Raw genomic sequence first — 19,907 nt, 5'->3', positions numbered from 1 at the left:
GTCGCCGAGGGGATCGGGCGGGCGGACGTCCTCGACCGCGGGTACGTCGGCCACTACCCGCGGACCGCGCAGCCCGGGCGGCCCGGGAACGTCGCGCTCGCCGGGCACCGCAACACCCACGGCGAGCCCTTCCGGCACCTGGACCGTCTGGACCGCGGCGACGAGATACGGATCGAGACCCGCGACGCCGTCCACACATACGTCGTCGACCGGACGCTCCCCCGCACCACGCCCGGCGACGGCGGTGTCCTGCGCCCCGTGCCGCGCAGCGGGGTACTGCCGGCGTACGGGTACGACAGGCCCGGGCACTACCTCACGCTCACCACCTGCACCCCCGCGTACACCTCCACGTACCGGCTCGTGGTCTGGGGCACGCTCCGGTCCGTGCGCCTCAGGTGAGAGCGTCCGACTGGGGTGAGAGGTCCGCCCCGGGTGAGGGCCTCCGTCTCGGGTGAGGGCCGGAGTGGCCGCGGTCGCTGCCCCGCCCGGCCGTGCTGTGTTGCCGACCTCCGCGCCCGGTGCGACGGTGTTCGAGGCGCCACGCGGAGGCAACGGTCCGTCACGGGACCGCTCTGCCGCAGGCGAGGGCGCCGCGCGTCGACGTGCGGCCAGGCCGCGCCCCCACGACTCTGCGCCATCTCGGCATGCCAGCGCTCCGTGAAGCGACGCGCGTCCACGATCCCTCGGGGGCAGTGCACAGAACGAGAAAGCGGGAAATTCAATGGCGAACGGCCCCATGGACAGGCGTGGTCACGACGGGCAGCCCCAGCGCATGAACGGTTCCGGCGCTCCCCAGGGCGCGGAGTACACCGGCAGGTACGTCGTCCTGCTCGATCCGGGCAACCAGGAGAGCGGACTGAACGCGCTGCGTTCCTCCGCCGAGATCGCCTCCGTCGAACGCGTCCGCGGAGGAGACGTGGGCAACGTCTCCGAACTGCTGGAGCGCCCCGACGTCTCCGTGCACTTCGAGGAGCTCGCGGCCGCCGTCGTCGAGGTGCGGCCCGAACAGCGCCACGCGCTGGTCACCGCGGCCGAGGCCGACCCGGCGATCATCGCCGCGGAGCCCGAGCGCATGGTGTACGCCATGCCGATCACCGCCCCGACGCAGGCGCCGACGGAGTTCTTCCCGGCCTACCGCAGCGACGAGGAGGTCGTCGACCGCCACACGCGGGCCGAGATCGCCGCCGCGCAGGGCCCGGCCGTCGACGAGCAGAGCTTCACCTGGGGTCTCCAGGCGATCCGGGCGAACATGTCCCACCTGACCGGTCGTGGGGTGAAGGTCGCCGTCCTCGACACCGGTGTGGACACCGACCACCCGGACCTGGCCGGCTGTATCGAGGAGACCATGTCGTTCGTGCTCGGCGAGTCGGTCGAGGACGGCAACGGCCACGGCACCCACTGCATCGGCACCGTCGCCGGCCCGGCCCAGCCCCGGCAGGGCCCCCGCTACGGCGTCGCATGCGACGCCCGGATCCTCGCGGGCAAGGTCCTCAGCAACCGGGGCAGCGGCGCGGACGGCCAGATCCTCGCGGGCATCGCCTGGGCCATCTCCCGTGGCGCCCGGGTGATCTCCATGTCGCTCGGCGCCCCGGTCCGTCCGGGCGAGCTGTTCCCGCAGACGTACGAGATCCTCGCCCGGCGCGCCCTGGAGCGCGGGACGGTGATCGTCGCCGCGGCCGGCAACGAGAGCAATCGGCCCCCGGTCATCGAACCCGTCGGCCGGCCCGCCAACTGCCCCTCCATCCTCGCCGTGGCCTCCCTCGACCGGGCGCTCACCCCGTCGTTCTTCTCCAACGGCGGCATCAACGGCCAGGGCGGCGAGATCAACATCGCCGCGCCCGGCAGGGACGTACGGTCGGCGGCCCCCGGCGGCGGCTACCAGAACCTGAGCGGTACGAGCATGGCCACGCCGCATGTCGCGGGCGTCCTCGCCCTGCTCGGCGAGGCGCACCCCCAGGTGTCCGCGGCCGACCTCGTGGCCCGCCTCAAGGCCGGCGCGTTCCCGCTGGCGCAGCCCGTCCGGGACATCGGCCACGGGCTGCTCCAGGCCCCGTGAGCGAGTCCTCCGCATCCGCGCCGGTCGGGGTCGTCCTCGCGGTCGACCCCGACCGGTTCGCGGAGATCGTCGACGCCCTGCGGCGGGCCGGGCTGACCGTCACGGGCGAACAGCCCGTAGTCGGCACGCTCTCCGGAACCGCCCCGGAGAACCGGATCGCGGACCTCCAGGCCGTCGACGGCGTCGAAGCCCTCGACCGCGAACGCACCGTCCAGCTGCCCCCGCCCGACTCCCCGGCCCAGTGAGGCCGCGGGACGCCTCCGGTGGGGCCCCGATGCGGCCCCCGGTGGGCCCTGGGTCACGAATGCCGTGACGAACGCCGAACCCCCGGCCCCGGCGTGCGCGGTGCGGCGGACTCCACGCCCCGGACCGGGCGTGCGCGGCGCGTCGCACCCCACGCCCCGATCACCGGAAAGTCCCGGTGATACGAACCGTTCCTGGGGACTGAGCATGAGTGAGCCCGCCCAGCCGCACGCCCCGAACGGTCTTGGGCGCTCCCCCACTGCCACAAGGGCGTGGGAGGTGCCCCCAGGTCCCCGGCGTACTCAACCCCGGGGCGGCGACACGCATCCTGTGCATGGTCCGATCCCGGGAGGCCGGTTCCCTCACGACCTGGCCAGGTGGGTACGGACAGAGGGCGACGGAGAGGCCCCAGACCTTCTCTCCGGAGGAAAAGGGGCTCCGCACGCTGGCTCCGTTCCCGGTGTCCCAGACCGCCCGCTCACCGTAGCCCGAACAGCCCACACCGCCCCAAGCCCGGAAGCCGACCATCACACGATCGAGCTAATTCACCCTCGTACACACTCCCCGACGAGCAGTTGGCAACCCCACGCCCCGGACCCGGTATCGGTGTCCGGGGCGTCCTGTATAAACGGAGGGAGTTCGTGTCGCGTCGAGAGGGGGAGTGAGCCGTGTTCCGGGCCCTGGCTCCGCTGCGTCCCCTCGCCGTCGTGCTCCTCGTCCTCTTCGAGCTGTCCGTGCTGGACGCCGGCACCCTCTCCGCCGCCGTGGCCTTCGCGGCCACCGCCGCGGCCGGGTCGGCCTTCGCCGCCTGCGCGGTCATCGCCTCGCGCTGCGCCCCCGTCGTCCCGCGTACACGCGTACGGACGGCGATCAGGGACCGGGAGCGCCGGACGGCGTTCCTCGCCCAACGCGATCCCGACGCCCGTGGTCGTAGGCGGCCCCGGGCGCCCGGCCATGCCCTCCTGACGGTCACCGCGTAGGGCACACCCCCACTTCCTCGCACCACCTCCGTGCCCCTCACGCGGGCCGTCGCGCCGAGTTCCCCGTCATCGGACGCCCGGTCACCGGGCTGTTCCGGACCACTCCTGGCACGACGAGACCCCTGGAGGGCTCCCACCCATGTCCGTTTTCGCCGACCTTGTCGCGCGTCTCGCCGATCTGCTCGACCCGCTGTTCCACGCCTCCGCCACGGCCGCCGCGATCGTCCTGTTCACCGCGCTCGTACGGCTGCTCGTGCACCCCCTGTCCCGGGCGGCGGCACGCGGGCAGCGGGCCCGGGTCGCGTTGCAGCCGAAGATCGCGGAGCTGCGGAAGAAGCACGCGAAGAACCCGGAGAAGCTCCAGAAGGCGGTACTGGAGCTGCACGCCGCGGAGAAGGTGTCACCGCTGTCCGGGTGCCTGCCCAGCCTCTGCCAGCTCCCCGCGTTCTTCCTGCTCTACCACCTGTTCTCCAACAAGGAGATCGGCGGCGAGGCCAACGAACTCCTCACCCACCGGCTGTTCGCGGCACCGCTCGGCGACCGCTTCGCCGACGCGCTGGGCGCGGGCGGCCTCCTCGGCGCGCAGGGCCTCGTCTATGTGGGGCTGTTCGTGATCGTCACCGGGGTCGCGGTCTTCAACTTCCGCCGTACGAAGCGGATGATGGCGGCGGGGACGGCCGGGATGCCGGCCGCCGGGGACGACCAGGTGCCGGGGCTGGCGACGAGCATGGGCGCCGTCAGCAAGATCATGCCGTTCATGTCGTTCTTCACCCTCCTCACCGTGGCGGTGGTCCCGCTGGCTGCCGCGCTGTACGTGGTGACCAGCACGACGTGGAGCGCGATCGAGCGGGCGGCGCTCTACCCGGTGACCCCCGCGGCCGCCCCGGCGCCCGCCGCCGCGTAGCGGGACCGTCCCCGGAACGGGGGCTACCAGGAGGTAGTGGTCCAGTCCGTGAACCGGGTCTTGCGGAGTGAATGGTCACCTTGGACGATCGACCAGTCCTCCGATGGCTGCACCCATCGGTCGGGCGGCCGGCGTTCGAGGGAGATGGTGACCATGAAGCTGCTGCGAGTCGGTACGGCGGGCGCGGAGCGGCCCGCGCTGCTCGACGCCGAGGGGGTCCTGCGGGACCTCTCGGCGATCGTGCCGGACATCGACGGCGAGCTGCTCGCGGACGAGGCGGCGCTCGGCCGGATCCGGGAGGCCGCCGAGGCAGCAGACCTGCCGGAGCTGGACGCGACCGGACTGCGGGTCGGGCCGCCGCTCGCCCGGATCGGCAAGATCGTGTGCATCGGGCTCAACTACCACGACCACGCCCGCGAGACGGGGGCCGAGCCGCCCGCCGAGCCGGTGATCTTCTTCAAGGCCGCGGACACCGTCGTCGGCCCGTACGACACGGTGCTCGTCCCGCGCGGCTCGAACAAGACGGACTGGGAGGTCGAGCTCGCGGTCGTCATCGGCCGTACGGCGCGCTACGTCGAGTCCCGCGAGGACGCGCTCACCCATGTCGCCGGGTACGCCGTCTCCCACGACGTGTCCGAGCGGGAGTTCCAGCTGGAACGCGGCGGGACCTGGGACAAGGGAAAGAACTGCGAGACGTTCAATCCGCTCGGGCCGTGGCTGGTCACGGCGGACGAGGTGCCCGATCCGCAGAAGCTGGGGCTCCGGCTGTGGGTCAACGGGGAACTGAAGCAGGACGGCACGACCGCCGAGCAGATCTTCTCGGTGAGTGAGGTCGTGCGGTACGTCAGCCAGTTCATGACGCTCTACCCCGGGGACGTCATCAACACGGGGACGCCCGCGGGGGTGGCCCTGGGAGAGCCCGATCCCAAGCCGTTCCTGAAGACCGGGGACGTGGTGGAGCTGGAGATCGAGGGGCTCGGGCGACAGCGGCAGGAGTTCGGGCAGGCGTAGGGGTACCGCCGGGTGCCGGGTGCCGGGTGCCGGGTGCCGGGTGCCGGGTGCCGGGTGCCGGGTGCCGGGTGCCGGGCGCCTGAGGGGCGGGGTGCTGCGGGGCGTCGGAGGCCGCGGGTTCGTCGTGGCCGGTCGCGCAGTTCCCCGCGCCCCTGAGGCTGCCGGTGGTTACCCGTCGCCCGTGGAGTGCTCCAGCTTGAAGCGCTCCAGCGCCTCCACCACCATCAGGTGGTCCTCCAGTTGGGGCAGGCCCGACACCGTCACCGTGCCGATGACGCCCGAGCCCTCGACCGCCAGGGGGAAGGAGCCGCCGTGGGCCGCGTAGTGGTCGGGATCCAGGCGGGACGACGCCTCGAACGTCGTGCCCTTGGCGCGGAATCGGGCGCCGACGAGGTAGGAGGAGGCGCCGTAGCGTTCCACGACGCGGCGTTTGCGGTCGATCCAGGCGTCGTTGTCCGGGGTCGAGCCGGGGAGCGCGGCGTGGAACAGCTGCTGCGGGCCGCGGCGGATGTCGATGGCCACGGGGGCCTCGCGCTCTCGGGCCGTCTCCACCAGCAGGGAGCCCAGCGCCCACGCGTCGTCGAAGCCGAAGCGGGGCAGGACCAAGCGGCGTTCCTGCGCCTCCAGTTCCCCGATGCCTGGCGTCTCGCCGCTCGCGATCCCGGCACCCGGCGTCCCGGCACCCGGCGTCCCGGTGCTCGGTGTCCCGCTGTTCGGCGTCCCGAGGCTCGGCGTCCCGGCACCCGGCGACCCGGTGCTCGACACCCCGGTGCCCGGCGTCCCGGCCCCCGGCGACCCGGTGCTCGGTGTCCCGAGGCTCGGCGTCCCGGCACCCGGCATCCCGGTGCCCGGCGTCCCGGTGCCCGGTGTCCCGCTGTTCGGGGTGTTCGTCATGCGAGCTTCACCGCCACTCCCTCGGCCGCCGACTTCCGGGCCGCCTCCAGGACGTCCAGCGCGGCGGCCGCCTCGTACGCCGTGACCGGGTTCTCGCCGGTGCCGTGCAGGGCGGCGGCCACGGCGGCGTAGTACGCGGGGTAGTCGCCGGGGACGGTCGGGACGGGGCTGCCGCCGCCGGTGGCGGGGGACTCGCCGGCGCCGATACGGCCCCACAGGTCCTCGGGCTCCACACCCCAGGGGGCGCCCGGCGTGGGACGCGCGCCGTCACGGAGGTCGGCCTCCTGTGGGTCGAGGCCGTACTTCACATAGCCGGCCTCGGAGCCCAGCACCCGGAAGCGGGGGCCGAGCTGAGGGGTGACGGCGGAGGCGTAGAAGTGGGAGCGGACGCCGCTCGCGTGGGTGACCGCGATGAACGTGTCGTCGTCCGCCTCGGCGCCGGGGCGGCGCAGATCGGACTCGGCGTACACGAGGGTGGCGGGGCCGAAGAGGGTGAGGGCCTGGTCGACGACATGGCTGCCCAGGTCGTAGAGGAGACCTCCGATCTCTGCGGGGTCGCCGGATTCGCGCCAGCCGCCCTTGAGTTGGGGCCGCCAGCGTTCGAAGCGGGACTCGAAGCGGCGGACCTCGCCCAGCTCGCCGTCGGCGAGGAGCTTGCGGAGGGTCAGGAAGTCGTTGTCCCAGCGACGGTTCTGGAAGACCGACAGGAGCAGGCCGCGGGCGTCGGCCAGGGCGGCCAGTTCACGCGCCTCGGCCGCCGTGCCGGCGATCGGCTTGTCGACGACGACCGCGAGGCCCGCCTCCAGCGCGGCGGTCGCCAGCGGGACGTGCGTCTTGTTGGGGGAGGCGACGACGACCAGGTCCAGTTCGTCCGCCCGGCCCCACAACTCGTCCGCGGTGGCCGCGAGTCGCACGCCGGGGAACTCGGCGCGGGCCTGCGCCTGCCGCTCGGGGTTCGAGGTGACGACCGTGTCGAGGGCGAGGCCCTGCGTCGCGCCGATCAGCGGGGCGTGGAAGACGGAGCCGGCGAGGCCGTAGCCGACCAGGGCCACGCGCAGGGGAGCGGCGGGGGTCGCGCCGGGCGCGTCCGGTGCGGAGGGGGCCGTACCGGTGGAGCCCGTACCGGTGGAGCCCGTACCGGTGGGGTCCGTGCCGTTCGTGGTGCCAGTCATACGTCCACTTAAGCAACGCTGTTGCCAAAGTGCAAGCACGGGGGACAATGGAGGTGTGAACGGCAATGGGAACGGCACCGGCAACGGGAACGGGCGCGCCGCAGGGGCGACGGGAGTGAACCTCCTGGCGCTGCGCAGCCACAACGGGGCGCTGGTGCTCGACCTGCTGCGCACCGCGGGGGCGGCCGGGATAAGCCGCCTCGAACTGGCCGACCGGACGGGGCTCACCCCGCAGGCCGTCAGCAAGATCATCGCCCGGCTCCGTGTCGACGGCCTGGTGACCGAGGCGGGCTACCGCGCCTCCACCGGAGGCAAGCCGCGCACCGTCCTGCGGCTCGTCCCCGACGCCGGTCACGCGGTCGGGCTCCATCTGGACCGCGACGCGCTGACCGCCGTGGTCTGCGACCTCACCGGCACGGTGGTCGGCGAGCGGCGCGCCCCGCTGTATCTGGGCGCCGGGGCGGAGGCCGTGGTCGAGAGCGCGGCCCGCGAGGTGGAGGGGCTGCTCGCCGAGGAGGGCGCTCCCCTCCTTGGCGTCGGTGTGGCCCTGCCCGGCCCTCTCGACCATCTGCACGGCGTGCTCCATCGGGTCACCGGGTTCCCGGAGTGGGAGGGGTTCCCGCTGCGGGCCGCCCTCGCCCGGCGGCTGCGGACCTCCGTGGTCGTCGACAAGGACACCAACGCGGCGGCGCTGCGGCTGGCCGTGGCCCTCGGGACGCACGGCTCCTTCGCGTACATCCACCTCGGTACGGGCCTCGGCGCCGGGCTCGTGTTCGGCGGGGCCGTCCACCGGGGTGCGCGGACCCGTGCCGGGGAGTTCGGGCACCAGATCGTCCAGCTGGACGGGCCCCCGTGCAGCTGTGGCAACCGCGGGTGCATCGAGGCGCTGTGCCTCGCGGCCGTCGCCCGGGGGGACGTGGGGGAGGCCGCGCGCGTCCTGGGGGCCGGGGCCGCGAACCTCGTCGGGTTGCTCGACATCGAACTGGTGCTGCTCGGGGGCCGCACGGTCGAGGAGCACCCCGACGTGTTCGTCCGCGGGGTGGGGGCCATGCTCGACGAGTGGGCCCGGCTCCAGGGGGAGGAGCCGTACGTGCCGGTACGCGTCGCTTCCGGCGGGTCGCTCGGGGTCGCGGAGGGTGCGGCGCAACTGCTGTTGGCACCGCTGTTCGGCCGGGCCGACGGATAGGGGCCCGCCAGGCTGACAGCCTCTTGACGGCTACGGCTACGGCTACGGCTACGGCGACGGCGACGGCGAGGGCTAGGACGACGGCGAGGGAGAGAACGAGGAAACGGGCGAGGGCCTCCCGACGGCCGACGCCGCGCCCCCCCGGGTGCTGCGCGAGGGCGAGGGCGAGGCCGCCGGTTCGCCGAAGAGGTGCCGATGTCTGGGCGCCCCGGGTTCGTCGTCACCGCCCCGCACCCGCGTGGCGGAGCCGCAGGGGTCACCGCCCCGCACCCCCGAGCGGTCTGCGGGGCGGCGGCCCCTCCGACGGCCCCGACGCCCCTCCCTCCGCTGATCGAGGGGACTTCCGCCGTCTCCCCGGCGGCCCCGGGCGTGGCTCCCCGTCCACCCCGGCGGCGCTGGCATGGTCATGTGTTCATGCGACTGTGTACTTGTCTGACCCTGGTGTTCGCCGTCGGAGCCGGCCTCGGCGGTGGTCCGGGAGTGGCGGTCGCGGCGGTGGGCGAGGCCGTCGGCTGCGCGGGGGCCGACAGCGAGGAGTTCCCGATCCTGACCCGTATCGACGGGGGACCCGCCACCTATGTCGCCGGCGGTGGCTTCCGGACCTGGGCGGTGGAGCTGACGAACACCACCGACCGGACCTGCGCGGACGTCCATCCGGTGATCGTGCTGGTCGACGACGGGCGGGCCCTGAAGCGCTCGCAGCCGCAGCTGGAGTACTTCGAGGACGCGAAGGGCACCACCTCCCGGCCGGTCGCCTTCGAGGAGACCGACTCGGACGAACTGGTCGGCGTGCTCGACGAGGACGGCGACGGTTTCACCGTGCCCGCCGACGGCACCCTCACCGTCAAGGTCCGGCTCTCCGTCACCTCCGACGCGGCCGTGCCCAACGACGTCGTGGCCAACGCGGCCGTCGTCCAGCGGCGCGGCGACGACAGCGAATGGGTGGGGGAGTCCAACGAATACCGCTTCCGGATCATCGACGAGGACGAGGACGAGCACGAGCACGAGAAGGAGAGCGAGGAGCGGGATCAGGACGCGGACGGGCGGCGCGACGGGGGACCGTCACCGTCGGCGGGGAAGAGCGAGCGGCCCGCCGGCGACCGGGTGAGCGCGGAACCCGACCCGGCGCCGGACGCGGGACCGTACCCCGGGGAACTGGCCGCGAGCGGCGCCGGACACGTCCTGCTGCCGTACGCCGTCGGGGTGTTGGCCCTCGCCGTCGGAGGGGTACTGGCGACAGGGGTGCGCAGACGTCGGCGGTGAACGGGCGGGACGGTCTCAGCGGCCAAGATCGCCCTCCTCATTTCAGCCACGCCACCCTAGGGTTGGGAGCCGATCCGCACGTACGGCAGGAGATCGCACATGGCAGAGCGCAAGCCCATCGAGTCGTGGCTCACCGACATGGACGGGGTGCTCATCCACGAGGGCGTGCCGATCCCCGGCGCCGACGCCTTCATCAAGAAGCTGCGGGACTCCGGCCGACCGTTCCTCGTGCTCACCAACAACTCGATCTACACCCCGCGCGACCTGCACGCCCGGCTCTCCCGCATGGGCCTGGACGTCCCCGTGGACCACATCTGGACCTCGGCCCTCGCCACCGCCCAGTTCCTGGACGACCAGCGGCCCGGCGGCACGGCGTACGTCATCGGCGAGGCCGGACTGACCACCGCCCTGCACGACATCGGGTACGTCCTCACCGACCACGACCCCGACTACGTGGTCCTCGGCGAGACCCGCACCTACTCCTTCGAGGCCATGACCAAGGCGGTACGCCTGATCAACGCCGGTGCCCGCTTCATCGCCACCAACCCGGACGAGACCGGCCCCTCCACCGAGGGCCCGCTGCCCGCTACCGGCGCCGTGGCCGCGCTGATCACCAAGGCGACCGGGCAGCGGCCGTACTTCGCCGGCAAGCCGAACCCGCTGATGATGCGCACCGGCCTCAACGCGATCGGCGCCCACTCCGAGACCAGCGCCATGATCGGCGACCGTATGGACACCGACGTCCTCGCCGGCATGGAGGCCGGGATGCAGACCTTCCTGGTGCTCACCGGTCTGACCACCCCCGACCAGGTGGAGAAGTTCCCCTACCGGCCCTCGAAGATCGTGGACTCCATCGCGGACCTCGTCGATCGCATCTGACCGGCGCCTCCATGCCCCCATGCGGGCGGTGCCCCGGGCGGTAAACCCACGGGCACCCGTACGGAGCAGTCATGGGCCTTCCCCGGATGCGGCCCCGGTCCCGGGGGGGGAGTCTCAGGACTGGAGGTTCACCATGAGCTCACTGCGACTCACTCTCTGTTCGGGGGCGGTGGTCGCTGCCGCGCTGACCGCGCCGGCACCCACGGTCCACGCGGCCGACGTGGGGAACGTCTCGGTGGTGCCGGCGGCGCCGGCGCCCGGCACCGACATCCAGGTGCGGGCCAAGGGCTGCGGGGGCAGGTCGGGCACCGCCGCGTCGGCGGCGTTCGTCGCGGACGCGCTGCTGACCGTGGTCGGCGGCAAGCGGTCCGGCACCCTGTCCGGCGAGACCCGTATCCGTTCCTCGCTGAAGCCCGGCACCTACGGCGTACGGGTCTCCTGCGACGGCACGGAGGACAAGGTCAAGGGCACCATCGAGGTGGGCGACGGCAAGCAGCACCCTGCGAGGCCCTCCGCCTCGACCCGGCCGTCCACCTCCGCCCGGCCCACCGGGCGGCCCTCGGCGCCCGCCTCCCCGGTCGCCCCCGTCCGCGCGGGCGGCGGCGGAGCGGCCGCGTTGCTCGCGGCGCGCCCGGTGGCCTCCGCGGACGCCGCCGCCTCGGCGGACGGCGTCAACTCCATGGATGCCCGCAACACCGGGCCCGGCGCCCGGCACGCGGTGATCGGCCTGGTCCTTGCCGGTGTCGCGGCCGCGGTCGTCGTGGTGCGCGGCGCCCGCCGGGGCCGGGGCACCAAGTAGGGGGTCGCCGTGTCAGGTCAGGACTACTCCGACATCGGCGAGAGCGGCGGCGGTACGAGCGCCGGCCGGTTCACCACGGGTGTCGCCTGGGCCGTACTGCTGCTCGGCCTGTGGCTCTGGGGTCGCGAGGTCACCGACGTACGGCATGGCATAGCGGCGCCGACCACCGGTGACGTGGCCGCCGTCGGCAGACCGGCGCAGGCCGAACTCCCTCCCGCTGTCGAACCGTTGAAGGGCGCGCGCCCGCAGCGCCTCGACATCCCCGCCATGGGGGTGCAGGCCCCGGTCGTGGCACGCGGCCTCGACGGCGACGGGGCGATCGACCCGCCCTCGTTCGACCAGCCGGGCGTCGTCGGCTGGTACGCCGCCGGAACCCGGCCCGGCGCCGGCGGGACCGCGCTGTTCGTCGGACACGTCGACACCGAGACCCGCCCGGCCGTCTTCTACAAGCTCAGCGCCCTCGGGCTCGGCGAGCTGATCCGCGTGGCCCGCGACGACGGCACGGTCGCCGAGTTCACCGTGGACGACGTGCGGGTCCTGCGCCGCGACGACTTCGACGCCGGACAGGCCTACGGCGTACGGCAGTCGGGCCGCGCCGAACTTCGCCTGGTCACCTGCGGCGGGACCTTCGACAAGAAGAGCCGCACCTACACGGCGAACGTCGTCGTCTCCGCGTACCTCAGCGGCACCCGCCCCTGAACCCCGGTACACGGTCCGGCACATGGTCATCCGCGCAGCCCGCGCCCCCGTTCGCAGGCGGTTTCCGTCCGACCTGGTCAGGAGACAACAGCTCTCGGTCAGGCGGCGGCATCCTCGTGGGCGAGGCGGGAAATATGCCAGGATTGGCCCTTACGACACGGTGCACCCAAGGGGGAGTTGGATGTACGCCAGCAGGGGTGCCGGAGTCCGGGCGTCCGTGGCGGTGGCGGGGGCCACGCTGCTGCTCGCAGGCTGTTTCGGGGGAGACGGCGAGGGCGAGGACGACAAGACCACGGGCTCCGGGATCACCCAACAGCCGAGCGGGACGGACCCGTTCTGGGTCAACCCGGACGGGAACGCGGCGGCCCAGGTCGCCGCCTACGAGAAGGCGGGCAAGGACGAGAACGCCGAGCTGATCCGCAGGATCGCCGAACAGCCCACGGGCGAGTGGATCGGCCCCGAGAACCCGGAGCGGGAGGCCAAGGGCTTCACCGAGGCGGCGAAGAAGGCCGACCGGGACGCCCTCCTCGTCCTCTACAACATCCCGCACCGCGACTGCGGCCAGTACTCGGGCGGCGGCGCGGCCGACGGCGACGCGTACCGGGCATGGATCGACGGCGTCGCCCGGGGCATCGGGGACCGTCCGGCCACGGTCGTCCTCGAACCCGACGCGGTCCTCCACGTGGTGGACGGCTGCACGCCGGGCGAGTTCCACGGGGAGCGGTACGACCTGCTCAAGGGCGCGATCGAGAGGCTCGGCACGCTGAAGAACACGAAGGTGTATCTGGACGCCGGGAACGCGGGGTGGAGCGAGGCCGACAAGATCGCCGAGCCGCTGAAGTGGGCCGGCGTCGACAAGGCCGACGGGTTCGCCGTCAACGTCTCGAACTTCTACACCACCGAGGACTCCGTCCGGTACGGCAAGCAGCTGTCCGCGAAGGTCGGCGGCAAGCCGTTCGTCATCGACACCAGCCGCAACGGCAACGGCCCCTACACCGGGGGCGACAAGGACGAACAGTGGTGCAACCCGCCGGGGCGGGCGCTGGGGGAGACGCCGACGACGAAGACGGGGGATCCGCTGGTGGACGCGTATCTGTGGGTCAAGCGGCCGGGGGAGTCGGACGGGGAGTGCAAGGGGGGACCGAAGGCGGGGGAGTGGTGGCCGGAGTACGCACTGGCGTTGGCCGAGGCGTCTGACTGAATGCCGGGCGCCTGGTGACTCGGGGGTGCGGGTGGTTGTGGCGGGTGCGGGTCCGTTGTGGTTCCTCGCGCAGTTCCCCGCGCCCCTGAAAAGCGACCGGGGGCTGCGCCCCGTGCGTTTCAGGATGAAGGGTGGGCCGCAGGCCCAACCCTTCAGGGGCGCGGGGCGTTGGCATATGCGGCTCCGCCGCGTGGGCGCGACCAGCCCCCACGCACCCGCACCCGAACCCGCAGCCGCGCCCACCCGCACCCGGACCACAGAACCCGGCGGAGCCCTACCGCACCTTCACCCACCGCGCCTTGCTCGGTGTTCCCGCCGCGTCCGTCACGAACAGCATGTACCAGCCGGACTGCACGAGATTCCGGTTCTTCGGCACCGTCACCGTGACGCTGTCGCCGGACGTCGTGAAGTCCACCGCGATGGACTTCTGGTCGACATCGGTGACATGCGTCGACGCACTCGGCCGGATCAGCCGCGCCGACTTGAGGGACGACGCGTGCCGTGTCCCGAACGTCGCCTTCCCGCCGCGCTCGACCGTCTTCGGTCGGCCCGACAGCGTCGGTCGTCCGTTCCGGTACAGATACGGCGGCGTGTAGATCTCGACGCGCTGCTCGAACTCCCCCGGCTTGGTGTTGGCCTTGTCGGCGTACAGGGAGTCCGACCCGAAGAAGACGACCCGTCCGTCGGGCAGCAGGATCGACCCGGAGTGGTAGTTGCGGCCGACCAGCGGATCGGCGACCCGGCGCATCTTCCCGGTGCGCGCGTCGTAGACGCGTGACTGGAGGATGTTGGAGTCGCCGCGGCCCCGGTAGTCCTGCGAACCGCCCGAGATGAGGACCGTGTCGTCGGGCAGGATCGAGGACTGCGGATACCGGGTGCCCTTGTCGAGACGCGGTCCGTCCACGAAGCGCGGGCTGTCGTCCAGCAGGTCGACGATCCGGGTGCGCCGGCTGGATCGCTCCGACTCGCCCACCCCGCCGCCGCCGATCACCATGTACTTCTCCTTCTGCGCCGGCGGCAGCAGCACCGTCCCCGCGGTCTCCAGCAGCTTGCCATCGCTCATGCCGGGGATCTTGGTGAACGTGTTCGTCCTCAGGTCCCACACGCCCGGCTGCCGGCCGATGTCGTCCGGGCCGTACCCGGCGTTCGCGCCCGAGTAGAACAGCTTGCCGTTCTGCATCAGGGAGATCGCCGGATACGTCGGGAACTGCCGCACGCCCTTGGTGTACGTCCACTTCCGGGTCGCGGGGTCGTAGACCTCGTTCTTGCCGGGGACCAGCTGGCCGATCTCGTCCAGCCCGGAGAGGCTGAGGACCGTGCCGTCGGTGAGCGTTGTCAGCGTCGGGTACCAGCGGGCCTCGTTCATCGGGTCGACCTTGATGTACCGCTCGGCGACCGGGTCGAACTCGTAGGCGTCCCTGATGCCCTGGAAGTCCTTCTTGTCGAGGGCGAGCTTCTGCGCGATGCCGTAGGTGTTGCGGGCGTCGGCGCCCTTCAGGCCCACGATCCGGTAGTTGTCCTCGGTGCCCGTCTCGTACCGCTTGCCGCTGCGCTCGGCCTCGACGTAGGCGCGGGCGAGGCCCGGCTTGTTTCCGGTGAACTTCCCGGTGTCCGGGTCGAAGGTCTTGGTGGCCTTCTTGACCTCGACGTCGTCCTTCAGGACGAACGTCCTGCCGTTCTCCTTGCCGACGAACCGCGTCCCCGGCTTCAGCTCCACCTTCTCGTCGGGGTTCTCGTTGTGGATGATCATCAGGCCGCCGGCCTTGGTGACATCGCCCTTGAGCTTCTCGTAGCGCTTGGTGCCGCCCGCGATCAGCAGCCGTCCGCTGGACAGCTGGGTGTGCCCGGTGCAGAACAGGTCGGCCGGGGTCGGCACCCGCTTGATCGTCTGCTTGACCGGGTCCCAGACGCGGGTGTCGAACTTCCTGTCGTCGAAGTTGTCCTGGTCGTTGCCCGACCCCGCGATCAACAGGACCTTGCCGGTGTGCAGGAGGGCGGCGTGGATCGTGTTCTGCCGGTACTTCTTCGGGAACTCCACGATCTGCCAGTGCCCGTTGGCGGCCTTGTACTCAGGTCGGTTGATCTTGTACTGGTGGTACTGCTCGGTGCCGAAGCGGTACAGCCACGGCCCGTTCATCCCGGCCAGCGCGAGGACCACCGCCCCGCCGATCGCGAGGCGACGGGCGCGGCGGTGGCCTGCACGGTCCTTCATTCCTTACGTCCCCCAAGTCCGCCCAGGGCGATCTGCATGGTCTGGTCGCTACCCCCGCCGCCCGATCCGGACGCGGCCCAGCTCGGCTTGTGCTGGGGAGCGTGCGACGCGGGTGGGGCGTGCGCTGCGTGGGGCGGCGCGTGCGGTGTGGGAGCCGCCTCGGGCGGAGCCACCATCGACCCTTGCAGTTCAGCCGCGGCGGCGGCCTTCTTCCTGTCCTGGCGCAGCATGTGGCGCCAGACGAAGATCGGGAGCGCGGTGATCAGCAGGGCGAACGTTGCCCAGATGACCATCGCCGGGTGCGCGTGCCCGTAGACGAGGCCGGCGGCGATCGAACCGCCGAAGATCGCGATGAAGTACCAGTGGTACCGGAAGGTGCCGAACCACCGGTCGGGGCTGGCCGAGTCGCCCTTGGGTGTGACCACGAACTTGCTCTTGCGGCGCAGCGCCGAGTCGATCAGCGCCTTCGCGTACAGCGGCGCGGACAGCGCGGACATCACCATGCCGGCCACACCGCCGGAGCCCTCGGGCTCGTGCGGGGAGACGTTGTGCCTGCGGTTCCAGACGTACAGACCTATCTGGAGCGCCGAGGCGTTCCCGTAGAGCATCAGCCACACCGTCGGGTCGATGTTCACGCCCGACGCGCCGAGGCCCAGGAAGAGGGCGCAACTCAACGCGGCGAGGATCCAGTTGAGGGCGGACATCGGGTAGAAGATGATCATCATGGTGTAGTTGAAGAGCTTGGTCGGCGGCAGCGAGTACCAGCCCTTCCAGTACTGCTTGAGGATCGTCTCGTACGTCCCGCGCGACCAGCGCATCTGCTGGGTGAAGAAGTCCGTCCAGGCGCTGGGCCCCTCGCCCACCGCGAGCACGTCCGGCGTGTACACCGAGCGCCACTTGCGGCCCGTCACCGGGTTCTTGTGACGGTGGATCTCGAAGCCGGTCGCCATGTCCTCGGTGATCGAGTCGTAGAGCCCGCCGATCTGCTTGAGGGCCTTGATGCGTACGGCGTTCGACGTACCCACGAACATGGGGGCGCCGTAGCGGTTGCCGGCGCGCTGGATCAGCGCGTGGAAGAGGAACTGCTGCGACTCGGCGGCCTTGGTGACGAAATTGTCGTAGTTGCCGTACACCTGGGGGCCGATGACGAAGCCGATGTCGGGGTCGCGGAAGAAGCCGAGCATCCGCTCCAGGTAGTTGGGCAGCGGTACGTGGTCGGTGTCGACTGAGGCGAAGTAGTCGTAGTCGTCACCGTGGGCGTCGAGCCAGGCGTTGTAGTTGCCGTGCTTGGTCTTGGCGCGGTGCGGGCCCTTGGGCTGGTTCCACTTGGCGATGCCCTTGCGGGAGAAGTGGTGCACGCCGAGACGCGCGCAGACCGCCTTCACCTCCGGGTCGTCGCCCTCGTCGAGGAGCCACACGTGCAGCAGGCCGCGATGGCGGAGCCTGACGGCGGCCTCCAGGGTCTTCGTCACCATCTCCAGCGGCTCCTTGCCGGGCACGAAGGAGGTGAGGAAGGCGACTCTGGTCCCGACCTCGGGGACCACGGGGACGGGGTCCCGGGCGACCAGCGTGGCGTGCGCGTTGGACAGCACGTTCATACAGCGGAAGAACTCGATCAGGCCGATCGAGACCAGCATGACCATGTCGAGGGCGGGCAGGAACTCGTATTCGACGTAGTCGCGCTTGGTCCAGTGCTCCGGCTGGAGCAGCCAGGTGAGCAGGACCAGGGAGAGCAGCGGGGCGGCGGCCAGCATCAGGGCGACCCTCAGACGGTGCGGCTCCTGGGAGATCAGGGAGCGGTACTGCACCGTGTAGGGCTTGCCCGGATCGGGCTGGGTGAGGGGCCCCGCGAGTCGGCTGTAGTGCTCGTAGTCGTATCTCGGAAGTGTCTTCCTCAGCTTTCGGAAGGTGCCGGTCCGGTGTGACGGGACCTTCAGTCGTGTCGTGTCGGACGGGTCGGAGTTATGCCGGGCGCCCGTCGGCGTCATGAGTCATTCCCCCCGCACACACGTTCGTGTGTGTTAGTCGGTCTTCCGCCCGCTTCAGTCCCCCTCGACCGTTACGGACGCATCGGTGGCGGATCGTCTCCGCCACCATGTGATCTACACCATGGAGACACGGGACGGCGAACCTTCCGGTTCCTTCGATGCCCCCCAGGCATTCGTTCGAGAATCCGTGCGTCGCGGCGTCGCCGGGCGGCTATGATCCGCATCCGCCCCCGAGCGCAAATCGCCCCATGCCTCCCTCAACTGCGATGTATCCGCAGTCCCTTGAGGGCCCAGGGTTCTACGGCGCTCTTCTTGATCGCAAGACGGGAACGCGGTGTTTACCGGTCATACGCGGTGTTTGGGACATCAGTGCAGGATCTGTGAAACCTGGGGCGCTTTGCGGGGATGTGGAGGTATGCGAAGAGGCCCCTCGCTGTGTGCGAGGGGCCTCTTCGGTGGTGCGCCGCCAGGGACTCGAACCCCGGACCCGCTGATTAAGAGTCAGCTGCTCTAACCAACTGAGCTAGCGGCGCGTGCGGTGAAAGTTTACCGGAGTGACGGGGGTGCTTCCGACCACCGTGCCGGGCGCCCCGGCCGGGCCGTCGGCGGCCGCGTTTTGTGGGGCACGTGTGGTTGCGCGCGCGGTTCCGCGCGCCCCCGCAGGACATCGAGCGCCCCCCGTCTTCCGGGACGCGGGGACCGCGCGAAGATCCGCGCGAAGATCCGCGCGTACATCATTTGGACCGTCAGCATGCGACAGCACGTGACACTTGGAAAACTTGACCTTGTGCAGAATCGTGGAATTCTCCGCCCCGCCCGCGAGGGGAATCGCATGGACGCTCCGGCATTCGAGGAAATCGATCCGGGGGCCGCCTGCGAATGCCCCGGCTGTGTTCACTGGCGGCGAGTGATGCCGTACTCGACCCTGTACGACCACCCGGGTCACCCCGCCGCCAGAGCGGCCAGGCGCGCTCTCGTCGTGGCCACGGCGGCCGGTGCCGCCCTCGGCGCCGGGCATGTCGCGCCGGCGGTCGCGGCGGCCCACACTGCCACCCTCCCCGGAGGCGTTCCCGCAGGTGACGGGCCTGATACCCCACAGGGGAAGAAGGCCCCGCTGCACGGTCCGGCGGGGCGGCCGGCCGGCGGGGAGAAGCCGTCCGAGGAGGTGAGGACGCCGCCGATCAGCCGGGCGGAGATCATCCGGCGGGCCAGGACCTGGATCACCGCCGAGGTGCCGTACAGCATGACCGAGTACTGGTCGGACGGTTATCGGCAGGACTGTTCCGGATTCGTCTCCATGGCCTGGCATCTGCCCGGGAACGAGTGGACGGGCAGCCTGGACAGGTTCGCCGACCGCATTTCCAAGGAACTGCTGCAACCCGGCGACATGCTTCTCTTCCACAATCCGAGCGACCCGCACAAGGGGTCCCACGTGGTGATCTTCGGCGGTTGGACGGACTCCACGCACAGTTCGTACATCGCCTACGAGTCGACCCGCCCCCACGCCCGCCGCGAGGTCACCCCGTACGGCTACTGGTCCACCCCGGCACGCTATGTGCCGTACCGCTACAAGGGCGTGGTCGACGACGGCACGGTGTTCCCGGAGGGGGAGACGGACGGCTCCACCGACCCCGACTCCTCCGGGAGCGGCGGTACGAAGGGGTCGGCGAGTCCGTCGGGCGCCGGCCGGTACCCGGGCGCCGCCTACTTCGGGCCCGGCGCCGACAACCGGTACGTCACCCGGCTCGGGCAGATGCTGGTGGAGCGCGGCGGTGCCCGCTTCTACACCGACGGGCCGGGGCCGCGCTGGTCGGACGCGGACCGCAGGGCCACCCAGGCGTTCCAGCGGGCGCAGGGCTGGACCGGGGCGGGCGCGGACGGGCTGCCGGGCCCGTCGACCTGGTCGTACCTGGTGACCGGGAAGGGCCGGGACATTCCGCCTGCGGACAGTCCGGGCCCGCGCGGCAGGCCGCCGGTCGCGTCCCGACCGCCGGTCACGACCAAGCCGCCGCTCACGCCAGGGCCGCCCGGAGGCTCCGGGGTGCCCGCCTCGCACGGCGTGCCCGGGTATCCGGGGCGGGGCGCGTTCCGGCCCGGCGCGTACAACGCGCACGTCACGCTGCTGGGCAGGCGGCTGGTCGAGATGGGGTTCGGCAAGTACTACACGTCGGGCCCGGGGCCGCGCTGGGGCGAGGCGGACCGGCGCAACGTGGAGGCGTTCCAGCGGTCCCAGGGCTGGCGCGGCGGCGCCGCCAACGGCTACCCGGGCCCGGAGACCTGGCGCCGCCTGTTCTCCTGACCCGTCCGCCCCCCGGCCATGCGCCCCGTCCCGGCCACGGGGCGCCGCCCACCACCCGCACCCCGCCCCGGACATCGGGTCCCGCCCGGCACCCGGCCGGCCCCGACCACGGCCGCTCGCC

General features: G+C 71.8%; 17 protein-coding genes and 1 tRNA gene. 13 read left to right on the top strand and 5 right to left on the bottom strand.

Translation table 11 applies throughout. The annotated features are described in order from the left end of the window. The 6 genes from AOK15_RS12445 to AOK15_RS12420 form a co-directional block, all read left to right on the top strand. Window positions 1–399, top strand: a 399-nt coding sequence (locus tag AOK15_RS12445; protein ID WP_157870229.1) for a sortase domain-containing protein, incomplete at its 5' end; no start/stop codon positions are given. A gap of 337 nt (window positions 400–736) precedes the next feature. Then, entirely contained in the window at window positions 737–2,056 is a 1,320-nt protein-coding gene (locus tag AOK15_RS12440; RefSeq protein ID WP_240508400.1) for a S8 family peptidase, read from the top strand. Beyond that, window positions 2,053–2,301, top strand: coding sequence for a hypothetical protein (locus tag AOK15_RS12435; RefSeq protein WP_055515884.1), 249 nt, complete (start codon window positions 2,053–2,055; stop codon window positions 2,299–2,301). The genes AOK15_RS12440 and AOK15_RS12435 overlap by 4 nt, the downstream gene beginning before the upstream one ends. A gap of 666 nt (window positions 2,302–2,967) precedes the next feature. Beyond that, the gene (locus AOK15_RS12430; protein WP_055515882.1) at window positions 2,968–3,279 is read left to right on the top strand and encodes a DUF6412 domain-containing protein; all 312 of its coding nucleotides are present in this window, start codon (window positions 2,968–2,970) and stop codon (window positions 3,277–3,279) included. Between the two features lie 139 nt (window positions 3,280–3,418). Further along, window positions 3,419–4,183 carry a YidC/Oxa1 family membrane protein insertase gene (locus tag AOK15_RS12425; RefSeq protein WP_055515880.1) on the top strand — a complete coding sequence of 255 codons (765 nt, stop codon included), beginning with the start codon at window positions 3,419–3,421 and terminating at the stop codon, window positions 4,181–4,183. Between the two features lie 153 nt (window positions 4,184–4,336). Further along, the gene (locus AOK15_RS12420) at window positions 4,337–5,194 is read left to right on the top strand and encodes a fumarylacetoacetate hydrolase family protein (protein WP_055515890.1); all 858 of its coding nucleotides are present in this window, start codon (window positions 4,337–4,339) and stop codon (window positions 5,192–5,194) included. Between the two features lie 168 nt (window positions 5,195–5,362). Here AOK15_RS12420 and AOK15_RS12415 read toward each other — a convergent pair whose 3' ends face one another. Further along, on the bottom strand, window positions 5,363–5,854 hold the full coding sequence (locus AOK15_RS12415) for a heme-degrading domain-containing protein (RefSeq protein WP_055515888.1): 492 nt from the start codon (window positions 5,852–5,854) through the stop codon (window positions 5,363–5,365). A 230-nt stretch (window positions 5,855–6,084) separates the two neighbouring features. Next, window positions 6,085–7,260: a Gfo/Idh/MocA family protein gene (locus AOK15_RS12410; RefSeq protein ID WP_240508399.1), complete on the bottom strand. Its 1,176-nt coding sequence runs from the start codon at window positions 7,258–7,260 to the stop codon at window positions 6,085–6,087. A gap of 55 nt (window positions 7,261–7,315) precedes the next feature. Between AOK15_RS12410 and AOK15_RS12405 the strand changes: the two genes are divergently transcribed. From AOK15_RS12405 to AOK15_RS12380, 6 genes are all read left to right on the top strand, one after another. After that, window positions 7,316–8,446, top strand: coding sequence for an ROK family transcriptional regulator (locus AOK15_RS12405; protein ID WP_055515877.1), 1,131 nt, complete (start codon window positions 7,316–7,318; stop codon window positions 8,444–8,446). A gap of 414 nt (window positions 8,447–8,860) precedes the next feature. Next, the gene (locus AOK15_RS12400; protein ID WP_055515875.1) at window positions 8,861–9,709 is read left to right on the top strand and encodes a hypothetical protein; all 849 of its coding nucleotides are present in this window, start codon (window positions 8,861–8,863) and stop codon (window positions 9,707–9,709) included. Window positions 9,710–9,808: 99 nt separating this feature from the next. After that, window positions 9,809–10,588, top strand: a complete 780-nt coding sequence (locus AOK15_RS12395; RefSeq protein WP_055515873.1) for an HAD-IIA family hydrolase — start codon at window positions 9,809–9,811, stop codon at window positions 10,586–10,588. Between the two features lie 133 nt (window positions 10,589–10,721). Beyond that, on the top strand, window positions 10,722–11,387 hold the full coding sequence (locus AOK15_RS12390) for a hypothetical protein (RefSeq protein ID WP_055515871.1): 666 nt from the start codon (window positions 10,722–10,724) through the stop codon (window positions 11,385–11,387). 9 nt (window positions 11,388–11,396) lie between these two features. Beyond that, entirely contained in the window at window positions 11,397–12,086 is a 690-nt protein-coding gene (locus AOK15_RS12385) for a class F sortase (protein WP_055515869.1), read from the top strand. Window positions 12,087–12,267: 181 nt separating this feature from the next. Then, window positions 12,268–13,287, top strand: a complete 1,020-nt coding sequence (locus AOK15_RS12380; RefSeq protein ID WP_055515867.1) for a glycoside hydrolase family 6 protein — start codon at window positions 12,268–12,270, stop codon at window positions 13,285–13,287. 274 nt (window positions 13,288–13,561) lie between these two features. Here AOK15_RS12380 and glxA read toward each other — a convergent pair whose 3' ends face one another. The 3 genes from glxA to AOK15_RS12365 all read right to left on the bottom strand — a co-directional run bounded on the left by glxA (window position 13,562) and on the right by AOK15_RS12365 (window position 18,020). Beyond that, the gene (gene glxA, locus AOK15_RS12375; RefSeq protein WP_055515865.1) at window positions 13,562–15,499 is read right to left on the bottom strand and encodes a radical copper oxidase GlxA; all 1,938 of its coding nucleotides are present in this window, start codon (window positions 15,497–15,499) and stop codon (window positions 13,562–13,564) included. Then, window positions 15,496–17,487, bottom strand: coding sequence for a glycosyltransferase family 2 protein (locus AOK15_RS12370; RefSeq protein ID WP_055515863.1), 1,992 nt, complete (start codon window positions 17,485–17,487; stop codon window positions 15,496–15,498). Before AOK15_RS12370 ends, glxA begins: the two co-directional genes overlap by 4 nt. 456 nt (window positions 17,488–17,943) lie before the next feature. Then, window positions 17,944–18,020 (bottom strand) — tRNA-Lys (locus tag AOK15_RS12365). A gap of 299 nt (window positions 18,021–18,319) precedes the next feature. Between AOK15_RS12365 and AOK15_RS12360 the strand changes: the two genes are divergently transcribed. Next, on the top strand, window positions 18,320–19,786 hold the full coding sequence (locus tag AOK15_RS12360; RefSeq protein ID WP_055515861.1) for a peptidoglycan-binding protein: 1,467 nt from the start codon (window positions 18,320–18,322) through the stop codon (window positions 19,784–19,786). Window positions 19,787–19,907 lie beyond the last annotated feature (121 nt).

The organism is Streptomyces ossamyceticus (genome assembly GCF_001418475.1).
Classification (GTDB): Bacteria; Actinomycetota; Actinomycetes; order Streptomycetales; family Streptomycetaceae; genus Streptomyces; species Streptomyces ossamyceticus.
This window is presented reverse-complemented; position numbering and strand designations above follow the sequence as displayed.

Bases quoted from the DNA above. Each gene is read 5' to 3' on its own strand.
- AOK15_RS12440 (WP_240508400.1), top strand. From the start codon at position 737: ATGGACAGGCGTGGTCACGACGGGCAGCCCCAGCGCATGAACGGTTCC.
- AOK15_RS12425 (WP_055515880.1), top strand. From the start codon at position 3,419: ATGTCCGTTTTCGCCGACCTTGTCGCGCGTCTCGCCGATCTGCTCGAC.
- AOK15_RS12420 (WP_055515890.1), top strand. From the start codon at position 4,337: ATGAAGCTGCTGCGAGTCGGTACGGCGGGCGCGGAGCGGCCCGCGCTG.
- AOK15_RS12410 (WP_240508399.1), bottom strand. From the start codon at position 7,260: ATGACTGGCACCACGAACGGCACGGACCCCACCGGTACGGGCTCCACC.
- AOK15_RS12400 (WP_055515875.1), top strand. From the start codon at position 8,861: ATGCGACTGTGTACTTGTCTGACCCTGGTGTTCGCCGTCGGAGCCGGC.
- AOK15_RS12395 (WP_055515873.1), top strand. From the start codon at position 9,809: ATGGCAGAGCGCAAGCCCATCGAGTCGTGGCTCACCGACATGGACGGG.
- AOK15_RS12390 (WP_055515871.1), top strand. From the start codon at position 10,722: ATGAGCTCACTGCGACTCACTCTCTGTTCGGGGGCGGTGGTCGCTGCC.
- AOK15_RS12380 (WP_055515867.1), top strand. From the start codon at position 12,268: ATGTACGCCAGCAGGGGTGCCGGAGTCCGGGCGTCCGTGGCGGTGGCG.
- glxA (WP_055515865.1), bottom strand. From the start codon at position 15,499: ATGAAGGACCGTGCAGGCCACCGCCGCGCCCGTCGCCTCGCGATCGGC.
- AOK15_RS12370 (WP_055515863.1), bottom strand. From the start codon at position 17,487: ATGACGCCGACGGGCGCCCGGCATAACTCCGACCCGTCCGACACGACA.
- AOK15_RS12360 (WP_055515861.1), top strand. From the start codon at position 18,320: ATGGACGCTCCGGCATTCGAGGAAATCGATCCGGGGGCCGCCTGCGAA.